The sequence below is a fragment of the Pseudomonas marginalis genome, from assembly GCF_900105325.1.
Lineage (GTDB): Bacteria > Pseudomonadota > Gammaproteobacteria > Pseudomonadales > Pseudomonadaceae > Aquipseudomonas > Aquipseudomonas marginalis.
The window spans coordinates 3,185,889-3,197,113 of record NZ_FNSU01000003.1 but is presented as its reverse complement, the minus strand read 5'-3'; the positions used below and the strand labels follow the sequence as shown (position 1 = coordinate 3,197,113).

The following is an 11,225-nucleotide window of genomic DNA, read 5'->3' as shown; positions in this document are numbered from 1 at the left end:
CGAATTGTCCTCCCTGGGACTCGATGTGTGGGTGGCAAGTCAAGCGATGACGGTTCCTTCGAAAATAGGCGGGAATGGCGACGCACTGTGTCGAGATCGGCGCCATGGTTGTTGAAAGAGGGCGGTCGTCAGTGACCGGTCTATACGTGGGGTTTGAACGTCCAGACCGGGCTGAATGCGCTGCCGCGTATCAGGGCTGGAAGGCGCCGATAAATATCGCAGGATCGACCCGTGCGTCATTGAGGCTGATATTCCAATGCATATGCGGCCCGGTCGCACGGCCCGTCGAGCCGACCTTGCCCACCACCGTACCGCGCACCAGTTGATCGCCGACTTTTACATCGATCTTCGACATATGGCAGAACATGCTGATAAAGCCCTGGCCGTGGTCGACAAACACGGTATTGCCATTGAAGAAGTAGTTGCCGGTCAGAATCACCTTACCGTTCGCCGGCGTCTTGATCGGTGTACCGGCCGGCACGGCAAAGTCCAGGCCCGAATGAGGATTGCGCTCTTCATCGTTGAAGAAACGGCGTACGCCAAACTTGCTCGACAGCGGCCCGTTCACCGGTTTGTCCAGCACCAGGTTGCTCGGCAGGTTCGGGCTGAAACTGCGATAGGCCTTGAGCTGCACGGCCAACTCGCCCTCGATGCGCTTGAGCTGCGCCGGGTTGGGGTTGACCTGGCTTTTGTTCTTCAGGGTGATGCGCTGTTCCGGGTATTTCTTGTAGCCGACGATAAACGGCAGGCTGCGCCCGCCGCTGCTGATGCGCTCGTTGCCCGGCTTGACCGTCAGCGGGATGCCGACAATCGCCAGCCAGTTGTCCTGCTCCTTCACCACCAGCACGGGTTTGCCCTGGTACGTGGCTTTCGGCGCGGTAGCCGAAGGGCCGAGTTCAACCACCGCAACGCCGCCGGGCACCGGCTTGTTCAAGGTACGGCTGATATAGCTGTCGGCATGAGCGTTAACGGCGAGGCATAGCAGCAGCAACACACTAAAGAAACGTGGCATCAATCAATCCAATAACGAAAGGGTGACGGGGGTCAGGTGGTTATCTTCCACCCGCACCTGCAATTGGCCTTCACCGAGGCGCGCGGTGAGGCGCTGGCCGGTGTGGGTCTGTGCGGCGTTGCGGATGGCCTGGCCACGCTCGTCGAGCAAAATGCTGTAGCCACGGCCCAAGGTTGCCAGCGGGCTGACTACGTGCAACGTCTGCACCTGGCTTTGCAATTGCAGGCGACGCGCCTTGAGGCCTTCGCGCATGGCGCGGGGCAGGCGTTCGGCAAGGCTGTCCAGGCGCTGGCGCAGCAGGGCCAACTGGCGCCCCGGATGCTGGCCGGCGAGACGGGTTTCCAGGCGGATCAGGCGTTCGCGGCGGGTATTGAGGCTGCGCTCGAAGGCGCGGCGCAGGCGCATATCCAGGTCATCCAGGCGCTGGGCCTGCTGGCGCAGACGTTCGCCGGGGTGCCGCAGGCGCCGGGCCATGCCTTCCAGGCGCAGGCGGTCGTGGGTCAGGCGATTGCGCATCAGCATCACCAGGCGGCGGTGCAGGCTTTCGACCTGGCGCACCAGGTTGCCGGCGTCGGGGGCCAGCAACTCAGCGGCCGCCGAAGGTGTGGGCGCGCGTACGTCGGCAACGAAATCGCTGATGGACACATCGGTTTCATGGCCGACGGCACTGACGATTGGCGTCACGCAAGCATCCACTGCCCGCGCCACGGCTTCTTCGTTGAAGCACCAGAGATCTTCCAGCGAACCGCCGCCACGGGCCAGGATCAGCGCGTCAAAGCCACGGGCATCCGCCAGCTTCAGCGCGCGCACAATCTGCGGGATCGCTTCGCGGCCTTGTACGGCGGTGGGGATCAACGTCAATTGCACCTGGGGCGCGCGACGACGGAACACGCTGATGATGTCGCGGATCACCGCACCGGTGGGCGAACTGATAATGCCGATGCGGCGCGGGTGCGCGGGCAGCGGCACCTTGCGTTCGGCACTGAACAGGCCCTCGGCGCTGAGTTTTTCCTTCAGGGCATCGAAGGCCAGGCGCAGCGCGCCATCCCCGGCGGGTTCGACGGTATCGAGGATCAACTGGTAGTCGCCACGGCCCTCGAACAGCGAGACCTTGCCGCGTACCTTCACCGCCAGGCCATCCTTCAACGCCTGGCGGACCCGCGCGGCGTTATTGCGAAACAGCGCACAACGCACCTGGGCGCCACTGTCCTTGAGGGTGAAGTACACATGGCCGGAGGCCGGGCGGGCGAGGTTGGAGATCTCGCCTTCGACCCAGATATTGGTGAACACGTCTTCCAGCAACACCCGCGCGCGGCCGTTGAGCTGGCTGACAGTCAGGACTTCGCGGTCCAGGCCCAAGCGGGCAAAGGGATCTTTAATCATGGGCGGCAGTTTATAGGCATTCGTGCAGGGTTTGACAGAACTGCTCCACCAACGCGCTCGGTGACTGCTGGCAGGCCAGGGCGACGGTGCTCAGGCAGTCCGAGTCGGCCAGGGGCAAAAAGTGCACGTTGGCGGGGGCGATGTCCTGCATGGACTTTGGCAGCAAGGCTATACCGAAACCGGCCTGGATCAACTGCAACTGGGTGGTTTTGCGTGACATCACTCGCGCGGCCTTGGGGAAAAATCCCGCACGCATGCACAGTTCGGCCGACAGATAACTCAGGCCGCCACGCTGGGGATGGGAGATCGAGATAAACGCCTGGTCTTTCAGTTGCTCCAGTTCGATGGGCGCCTGGCTGCGTGCCAGCGCATGACTCGCAGGCACGGCCAGCAGCAGGGGTTCGCTGTATAAAGGCATGACCCGTACACCTTCGCGCTGGCGCAGCACGGGTAAACGCAGCACCCCGACTTCCAGGCGACCGTCGGCGATTTCTTCCAGCTGCGCTTCGGAGGACAGTTTGCCGATATCCATCGACACCCCAGGGCAGCGCTCCAGCCAGGTGCCGATGCCTTGCAGTAAAGGCCCGCTCATCGGCACGGTGCTCGAATGGCTGAGGCGCAGTGTGCCCAATTCGCCGTTGCCCACTTGGGTCGCCATCTGGCTGGCCTTGAGCAATTCGCCCAGCAGGTTGCGCGCCCGTGGATAGAAGGCTTCACCGGCGGCAGTCAGCCGCGGCTGGCGCGCGGTGCGTTCGAACAGCGGGGTTCGCAGTTGGTTTTCCAGCTCCTTGATCTGCCGGCTCAGGGCCGATTGCGCCACGAACAAACGTTCGGCGGCGGCACTGAAGCTGCCGCTGTCGGCGATTTCGACGAAGTAACGCAGTTGGCGGGTGGAGATCACACGTCATGCCTTTTCGAGATAGGTGGAGGGCCTTGAAGATATTAGTCGGATCCCTTACCGATGGCTAAAGTGATGGTCATCTCCAATAAGGAATTACCCATGAGCCCGGTTGAGCTGATGAGTCAGTGGTCGTTTGATGGTATGGATTGGCTGGTGATCGGCCTGGGCGTGGTGGTGGCCTATATCGTGTTCGGCATCGCCGGTTTTGGCACGGCGCTGGTGGCGGGGCCGATCCTGATTGTGTTTATGCCGCTGTCGAAGATCATCCCGCTGCTGGTGCTGCTGGATTTCGTCGCGGCCTTCGGCGGCCTGCTGCAAACGCGCCGGGACGTGAACAAGCCGGAGCTGCTGCGATTGCTGCCGTGCATGGCGATTGGCTGCACCCTGGGCGTGGTGTTTCTGCTCAACCTGCATTCGGACCTGTTGCTGCTGCTGATGGGGCTGTTTATCAGCGCCTATGCGATCTACAGCCTGGCGGTGAAAACCCGGCCAACGCAGCTGGCCGCTGGCTGGTCGATCCCCATGGGCACCGTAGGCGGGTTGTTCGGTGCGTTGTTCGGCAGTGGTGGCTTTTTATATGCAATCTACCTCAACAGCCGCTTGCCCAAGGACGCGGCGCGCGCCACCCAAAGCGCGCTGATCAGTTGCAGCACGGTGGTGCGCCTGAGCCTGTTCCTGATCGCCGGGGTGTATGCTGATTGGCCGCTGCTGATGCTGGCGCTGTGCCTGCTGCCGGCGATGGCCCTGGGGCTGTGGTGTGGGCGCAGGCTGACCATGCGCATGTCCCGTGAGGCCTTCGTCCGGCTGGTGACGTGGTTGGTGCTGGCCAGTGGCATTGCGTTGATTGGGCGGTACTTGAGCACTTGACCTGATTTCTTCAGGGATTAAGCTGCCGTCCTCCCGAGCCTCATCGCGGGCTTGTCCGCGATGAGGCCAGAAGCCACGCCGCAGGTCTCCCATGAATTCCCAAAGCATCCTTGTCCCGAAAATCTCCACCTTGCCCGTCCACGAACCCCGCGCCCGGGCGATCGTGCGGTGGCTGGTGCGCAAGAACATCATCAAGGAAGAACTGACCACCTGTGGCCGCACCGGCAACCGCATGGCCTATGCCCTGGCCGACGGCGCCCGCGCCGTGGTGCTGCACCCCGAGGCGCTGCCGTTCAACGAGCCGGTCAACGGCCTGGAGATCATCTACAAGCGCTGCATCTATACCCCGGCCAAGGGCTTTCTCGAGGAGGCCGGCTGCCCGGAATGCCTCAAGGAAGTCGGCGAGGCGCTGTTCGAAAGCCTGGAAGACTGGATGCCCGGCCACACCGACAACTTCACCTGCCCGCTGTGTGGGCATGAAGATGACATCAACGGTTTTCTGTTCCTGCAGGCGTGCGGGTTTTCCAACCTGGGGTTCATCTTCAACAACTGGGCGGAGGCGGGGTTCAAGCAGAGCTTTATCGACGAATTCGCCGATTGGCTGGACCAGAAGATCAGCTGGGTCAAAGTCGAGCTGTAGTCCTTCTATCACTATTCCCAAATATGTCAGAGTTTTACATTGAGACCTGGGGGGTGTCTGAGTATAATGGCGCGCTTCCATTTTCCCGCTCGGGAGCCCCCGCGATGCTGCGTATCAGCCAAGAAGCTCTGACATTCGACGACATTCTCCTAGTGCCCGGTTATTCCGAGGTGCTTCCTAACGAAGTCAGTCTCAAGACCCGCCTAACCCGTGGCATCGAGCTGAATATTCCCCTGGTTTCCGCTGCCATGGACACCGTCACCGAAGCCCGTTTGGCAATCGCCATGGCTCAGGAAGGCGGCATCGGCATCATCCACAAGAACATGACCATCGAGCAGCAAGCTGCCGAAGTGCGCAAGGTCAAGCGTTACGAAGCCGGTGTGGTGAAGGATCCGATCACCATCGAAGCCGACGCTACCGTGCGTGACCTGTTCGACCTGACTCGCCTGCACAACATCTCCGGCGTTCCGGTACTGCACGATGGCGACCTGGTCGGCATCGTCACTTCCCGTGACGTGCGTTTCGAGAACCGTCTTGAAGTCACCGTCCGCGAAGTGATGACGCCTAAAGAGCGCCTCGTGACTGTCAAGGAAGGCGCCGACAAGAACGACGTGCGCGAACTGCTGCACAAGCACCGTATCGAGCGCGTGCTGATCGTCGACGACAAATTCGCCCTCAAAGGGATGATGACCGTCAATGACATCGAAAAAGCCAAGGCTTACCCGCTGGCCAGCAAGGATGACCAAGGTCGTCTGCGCGTCGGCGCTGCGGTCGGTACCGGCAAAGACACTGGCGACCGCGTGGCGGCCCTGGTGGCTGCCGGCGTTGACGTGGTAGTGGTCGACACTGCCCACGGTCACTCCAAAGGCGTGATCGACCGCGTTCGCTGGGTCAAGCAGAACTTCCCTGAGGTGCAGGTGATCGGCGGCAATATTGCCACCGGCGCGGCCGCCAAGGCCCTGGCCGAAGCCGGTGCCGATGCGGTCAAGGTCGGTATCGGCCCTGGCTCGATCTGCACCACGCGTATCGTTGCCGGTGTGGGCGTGCCGCAAATCAGCGCCATCGCCAACGTCGCCGCGGCCCTTGAAGGCACTGGCGTACCGTTGATCGCCGACGGCGGCATCCGTTTCTCCGGTGACCTGTCCAAGGCCATCGTTGCCGGTGCTTCCTGCGTAATGATGGGCTCGATGTTCGCCGGTACCGAAGAAGCGCCGGGCGAGATCGAACTGTTCCAAGGCCGTTCCTACAAGGCTTACCGCGGCATGGGTTCGCTGGGCGCCATGTCCCAGGCGCAAGGCTCTTCCGACCGTTACTTCCAGGACTCCTCGGCAGGCGCCGAGAAGCTCGTGCCGGAAGGCATCGAAGGCCGTGTGCCGTACAAGGGCACCCTGAGCGCCATCATCCATCAACTGATGGGCGGCCTGCGTTCCTCGATGGGCTACACCGGCAGCGCCGACATCGAAGAAATGCGCACCAAGCCAGAGTTCGTACGGATCACCGGCGCCGGCATGGCTGAGTCCCATGTCCACGACGTGCAGATCACCAAGGAAGCGCCTAACTACCGCGTAGGTTGAGGCTTCCAGCAAAACGTTAAGTAACCGGGGCTGTTCTTTCAGCCCCGAGTTGTTTCTGATTCATTAGACGAGACTGACTTCATGGCCCTCGACATTCACGCCCACCGCATCCTGATCCTCGACTTCGGTTCCCAGTACACCCAACTGATCGCCCGCCGCGTGCGTGAAATCGGCGTGTACTGCGAACTGCACCCGTTCGACATGGATGACGAAGCGATTCGCGAATTCGCACCGAAAGGCGTCATCCTCGCCGGTGGCCCCGAGTCCGTGCACGAAGCCAACAGCCCGCGTTGCCCGCAAGCCGTGTTCGACCTGGGCGTTCCTGTCTTTGGTATCTGCTACGGCATGCAGACCATGGCCGAGCAACTGGGCGGCAAGGTTGAAGGTTCCGAGCTGCGTGAATTCGGTTATGCCCGTGTCGACGTGGTCGGCAAGAGCCGCCTGCTGGACGGCATCGAAGACCACATCGACGCCGATGGCCTGTTCGGCCTCGACGTATGGATGAGCCACGGTGATAAGGTCACCAGGATGCCGGAAGACTTCCACATCCTGGCCAGCACCCCGAGCTGCCCGATCGCCGGCATGTTCAGCGACGAGCGTCGTTACTACGGCGTGCAGTTCCACCCGGAAGTGACCCACACCAAGCAAGGCGGGCGCATCCTGTCGCGCTTCATCCTCGACATCTGCGAGTGTGAAGCCCTGTGGACCCCGTCGAAAATCGCTGAAGACGCGATCGCCAACGTACGCGCCCAGGTCGGCACCGACAACGTGCTGCTCGGTCTGTCCGGCGGCGTTGACTCCTCCGTGGTCGCTGCGCTGCTGCACAAGGCCATCGGCGACCAACTGACCTGCGTGTTCGTCGACAACGGCCTGCTGCGCCTGCATGAAGGCGAGCAGGTAATGGCCATGTTCGCCGAGAACATGGGCGTCAAGGTGATCCGCGCCAACGCCGAAGAGCAGTTCTTGAACAACCTGGCCGGCGAATCCGACCCGGAGAAGAAGCGCAAGATCATCGGCCGCACTTTCATCGACGTATTCGATGCCCAGTCCAACAAGCTGGACAACATCAAGTACCTCGCCCAGGGCACCATCTACCCCGACGTGATCGAGTCGGCCGGTGCCAAGAGCGGCAAGGCCCACGTGATCAAGTCCCACCACAACGTGGGTGGCCTGCCTGAGGAAATGAACCTCAAGCTGGTAGAACCGCTGCGCGAACTGTTCAAGGACGAAGTCCGCCGTCTGGGCCTGGAACTCGGCCTGCCGTACGACATGGTCTACCGCCACCCATTCCCCGGCCCGGGCCTGGGCGTGCGCATCCTCGGTGAAGTGAAAAAGGAATACGCCGACCTGCTGCGCCGTGCCGACCACATCTTCATCGAAGAACTGCGCAAGGCCGACTGGTACCACAAGGTCAGCCAGGCGTTCGTGGTGTTCCAGCCGGTTAAGTCCGTAGGCGTTGTAGGCGATGGCCGTCGTTACGCCTGGGTCGTGGCCCTGCGTGCCGTGGAAACCATCGACTTCATGACCGCCCGTTGGGCACACCTGCCGTACGAACTGCTGGAAACCGTCAGCGGCCGTATCATCAATGAGATCGAAGGTATTTCGCGCGTTACTTATGACGTGTCGAGCAAGCCGCCGGCGACGATTGAGTGGGAATAAGCAAGGCGAGCCTGAATGGCCTGCGTTGAGTGAGTAAAAAACCTGGCCTCGGCCAGGTTTTTTATTGCCTGTCAGGCAGGAAGCCGACTTTGCAGGCTCATGCCCATATTGGTAAGGGCGCTGGACAGCTGTTCCAGCGTGGGGAACCGTATGTCATGCACGCCTGCCCAGGCCGGGCGGTCGATGTAAAAGCTGCCGTCGGCCAGTCGATTGATGGGGGTCGCAACGATGCCCCTGTCTCTGCTGTGGTGCCGCAGGGTGTAGTTGCCCTGGTTTTTGTCGATCAGGTACATGCCCTTGCGAAACAGCAGTCGCTGCTGTTGCTCCAGCGTCCTGTGCACCGGTGGGGCTTCCACTTGTACGCGTAGGTCGGCATTCAAGGTGTCGAAGCTGTCGCCGACGCTTTCATGACTGGGGGCGTTGTCGCGATCAATGGCGATGCCGGGGTCGATACGCACCTCGTTGCCTTGCCCCGGAAAGACCTCTTCTATACGCAGCCCGATACCTCCTTCCAGTTCACTGAGACCGGCGAATCCATTAAAGGTATTGATGTTTCTGGCCCCGGTCAGTACCAGCCATTTACCGCCGCCGTTCAGCGCTATGTCGGCTTGGATAAGGAGGTGGGCGAGGTAATTGCTCATCACCTGCTCTGAAAGATCGGCGATAGGGGTGGGGTATTTGTAATGGGCTGCGCAATCGATAGCCTGCACGCGTATGCCATTGGCCCTGGCGGTCTTGACCAGTTCCAGTTCATTGAACTGCCCGGATGGATCGGTGCCCAGCTTGCCAAGGTAGCTTTCCAGGTCCTCCGGCATCTTGCCGGTCTGGAAGTAGTGGTTCAGATCATCCTGGGCGAAGTCGTTGAGCAGGCGCCGCATATACAGGGTTTTCACGCCCTTGCGCGCGAAGAGCGGCATGTTGTTGATCAGCAGGCGGGTGCTGCTGATACGGTCCAGGGTTTCGCCGATGACGTAGCCCGGTAGGTCTTCGGGCAGGCGTTCGAGGACTTCTTCGAAGGCCGTTGTCGGTTCAAAGGCGGGGATGTCCGGACGAGGTGGCAGGCGGGTCCAGGACAGTTCCTTGTAGAAGTCTTGCGCCGATTGCAGCAGTTTGCGGTGCGTTTCGCCGAAGTAGTAGGTGAAGCGGTCAATACGGCCGAAGCGGCTGTGAACATGGGTTTCAGTGAGGCCCATTGCCCAGCGTTTCACTTCCGGGCGGGTGGATGGCGGGGTATCGAAGGGGCTGGTCACCCTGCGCAGCGAGTGGGGTGGCGTGGTCATCGCTTGTGGCGGTGGCGGGACCCGCGAGGGGGCCGGCCCCCGGGCGCTTTTGCTGGAGTTTCCCCCGCCGCCTTTCAAGCCGTTGCTGTGGGGCACAGGTTCCCATTCGTTGAGTTCGTTCAGGCGCACCGGCAGCGCGCCGGAAAAGCCATGGGGGTTGTTCGGGTCGACAATCGCCCAATGCCCACGACCGTTGGGGTCGGCTTCGTAGCGCACGTAATAGGCTTGATCGTTCATCAGGATGGCTTGCTGAGGCATGCCGTCGGAGGTCCGCAGGCTATAGACCTGCTGGAATTTTCCGGGGGCGGTATCCAGGTGTTCTCCTTCCAGTATCAGGTTGGCCTGGTAGGTGGCAGGTACCGCAGGCTCAGGCACCGGCGGTGCGCTGGCGGGCGCTGTGGGCGGCGTCAACTCAATGGGCTCCACTGCGAGGGTGTCGGCCGCTTCGGCGATATCGGGCATGACCCCGTCGGCTTTCAACAGTGCCAGGTTAAACAGCGTATCGATGGCACTGAATACCGCGCCCAGCTCCCCGGCGTGGCGTTCGGCCGGGGTCTTGCCGTTGATGGCCTGGTCGATGTTCAGGCCAAGATTTGCCGCACTGGCCCCCACGACCACCAACGCCACCGGCCAGCCGACCACGGCCATCGGGCCAAAGGTTTTGCCAAAGGCGTTCAGGTAGCCGATCCAGAGTTTCTTGCGCAGGTCGCCATTGCTGCGCAGGGAAAAATCCGCGTCATTGCGCATGCGCGTCTGACTCGATTGCGCCAGCCAGGTAAAGGCATCGTCCTCGATGGCCTGGTCGGCTTGATTGATCAGGCGGTGGTCCCAGGTGCCCCAGTCGACAAACAACTGGTCGAGTTGGTGGGACAGGCCCTTGTCCACCCAGTCCGGCGGCAGGGTACCCGCCAGGGCCTGGGCGGTGCGATAGATCAGCACGGGGGTGAGCAGCATCTGTTTCCACGTCACGGCAGCGGTGTCGTCCTGCTGGATCTGCGCCGACAGCGGGAAATGGGCCATGAAGCGGGCGCGGTTATCCGGGTGGCTGGTCTGGTTCAGCAGCCAGAAATGCAGGTCGGCAGGGGTCTCGAAACAGTGGAATGCCTGTGACTCGCCCGGTACATAAAGGATTTGCCGCCCATCGCCGTCGACGATGCGCAGGATATCCGTGGCGGTATGTCCACCGATATCCAGCGCCGCCACACGCAGCCCGCCGGCTGAAGTGGCCTTGGCCTGCAGGTTGGACAGGGTTGGGGGCCAGCACAGATTGCTGGCCAGGGCCCGAATCACCGTCTGCAACTGCGACGTGGTGAGATCCCCGGCCTGTCGTGCTTGCAGGGCCTCGGCCAGGCAGCTGACCTTGGCCAGGGTGCGAAAATCATCGAAGTGAGCGCTCCAGAATGCATCCATGCGCGTGGTGTAGCGATCGCTGAAATTGATCGCCCAGAAGTCCTTGAGCACCGCGCTGGCGGACAGCCGCACTTCGTTATGCTGATCGAATAACCGCGCCTCGGCACCCTCGCGATAAAAGCCACCATCACCGTCGAGCAGGTCGGCATTGTCCTGGTCATGTACCTCGAAGCGGTGAATGACCAGCTGCGTCAGCGTCATCGACGCCTGGGGTTTTTCGTTGTGGCTCCAGCCCGTAAACGTCGCCGGGTCACCGACACCGCCGGTGAAGCGGTGCCAGTGCACGTGATCGGGATCCAGGGTCGCCAGACCGTGTTTTGCGAGAATCTCGCGGGCGGCCTCGATGGCCATCCTCTGCATGTTCGGGCACGCATCCAGCACGATGGGCGCCAGGGCCCTGAGTTGTTGCTGAGCGGCGGGGGAGGTGTCGGCAAGCGGCATGCTGCTCTCCTTTAGGGGGAAGAGCCGAGCATGCCAAGCCGTTTAGACGGGCGATGGG

Annotated in this window: 8 protein-coding genes; 4 read left to right on the top strand and 4 right to left on the bottom strand. The window is 61.9% G+C overall.

Annotation, left to right across the window (positions count from 1 at the left end):
* Positions 1–190: 190 nt before the first annotated feature.
* From BLW22_RS23985 to BLW22_RS23975, 3 genes are read right to left on the bottom strand one after another with little or no spacing between them, the layout of a single operon-like run.
* Entirely contained in the window at positions 191–1,012 is an 822-nt protein-coding gene (locus BLW22_RS23985) for a M23 family metallopeptidase (protein ID WP_074847583.1), read from the bottom strand.
* A gap of 3 nt (positions 1,013–1,015) precedes the next feature.
* The gene (gene xseA, locus BLW22_RS23980) at positions 1,016–2,395 is read right to left on the bottom strand and encodes an exodeoxyribonuclease VII large subunit (protein WP_065924857.1); all 1,380 of its coding nucleotides are present in this window, start codon (positions 2,393–2,395) and stop codon (positions 1,016–1,018) included.
* 10 nt (positions 2,396–2,405) lie between these two features.
* On the bottom strand, positions 2,406–3,296 hold the full coding sequence (locus BLW22_RS23975; protein WP_074847582.1) for a LysR family transcriptional regulator: 891 nt from the start codon (positions 3,294–3,296) through the stop codon (positions 2,406–2,408).
* Positions 3,297–3,395: 99 nt separating this feature from the next.
* Here BLW22_RS23975 and BLW22_RS23970 point away from each other — a divergent pair, with 99 nt between their 5' ends.
* The 4 genes from BLW22_RS23970 (at position 3,396) to guaA (ending at position 8,036) form a co-directional block, all read left to right on the top strand.
* Positions 3,396–4,163, top strand: a complete 768-nt coding sequence (locus BLW22_RS23970; protein WP_074847581.1) for a sulfite exporter TauE/SafE family protein — start codon at positions 3,396–3,398, stop codon at positions 4,161–4,163.
* A gap of 91 nt (positions 4,164–4,254) precedes the next feature.
* Entirely contained in the window at positions 4,255–4,803 is a 549-nt protein-coding gene (locus BLW22_RS23965) for a sugar ABC transporter ATPase (protein WP_065924854.1), read from the top strand.
* A 104-nt stretch (positions 4,804–4,907) separates the two neighbouring features.
* Positions 4,908–6,377 carry an IMP dehydrogenase gene (guaB, locus tag BLW22_RS23960; protein WP_017478674.1) on the top strand — a complete coding sequence of 490 codons (1,470 nt, stop codon included), beginning with the start codon at positions 4,908–4,910 and terminating at the stop codon, positions 6,375–6,377.
* Positions 6,378–6,458: 81 nt separating this feature from the next.
* Positions 6,459–8,036 carry a glutamine-hydrolyzing GMP synthase gene (guaA, locus tag BLW22_RS23955; RefSeq protein ID WP_027605430.1) on the top strand — a complete coding sequence of 526 codons (1,578 nt, stop codon included), beginning with the start codon at positions 6,459–6,461 and terminating at the stop codon, positions 8,034–8,036.
* A 71-nt stretch (positions 8,037–8,107) separates the two neighbouring features.
* Here the strand turns inward: guaA and BLW22_RS23950 are convergent, their stop codons facing one another.
* Positions 8,108–11,167 carry a membrane-targeted effector domain-containing toxin gene (locus BLW22_RS23950; RefSeq protein WP_074847580.1) on the bottom strand — a complete coding sequence of 1,020 codons (3,060 nt, stop codon included), beginning with the start codon at positions 11,165–11,167 and terminating at the stop codon, positions 8,108–8,110.
* Positions 11,168–11,225 lie beyond the last annotated feature (58 nt).

What these genes read in the sequence shown, in the direction of transcription:
- BLW22_RS23970 (WP_074847581.1), top strand. Translation starts at nt 3,396, where the DNA reads ATGAGCCCGGTTGAGCTGATGAGTCAGTGGTCGTTTGATGGTATGGAT.
- guaA (WP_027605430.1), top strand. Translation starts at nt 6,459, where the DNA reads ATGGCCCTCGACATTCACGCCCACCGCATCCTGATCCTCGACTTCGGT.
- BLW22_RS23950 (WP_074847580.1), bottom strand. Translation starts at nt 11,167, where the DNA reads ATGCCGCTTGCCGACACCTCCCCCGCCGCTCAGCAACAACTCAGGGCC.
- BLW22_RS23985 (WP_074847583.1), bottom strand. Translation starts at nt 1,012, where the DNA reads ATGCCACGTTTCTTTAGTGTGTTGCTGCTGCTATGCCTCGCCGTTAAC.
- BLW22_RS23965 (WP_065924854.1), top strand. Translation starts at nt 4,255, where the DNA reads ATGAATTCCCAAAGCATCCTTGTCCCGAAAATCTCCACCTTGCCCGTC.
- xseA (WP_065924857.1), bottom strand. Translation starts at nt 2,395, where the DNA reads ATGATTAAAGATCCCTTTGCCCGCTTGGGCCTGGACCGCGAAGTCCTG.
- guaB (WP_017478674.1), top strand. Translation starts at nt 4,908, where the DNA reads ATGCTGCGTATCAGCCAAGAAGCTCTGACATTCGACGACATTCTCCTA.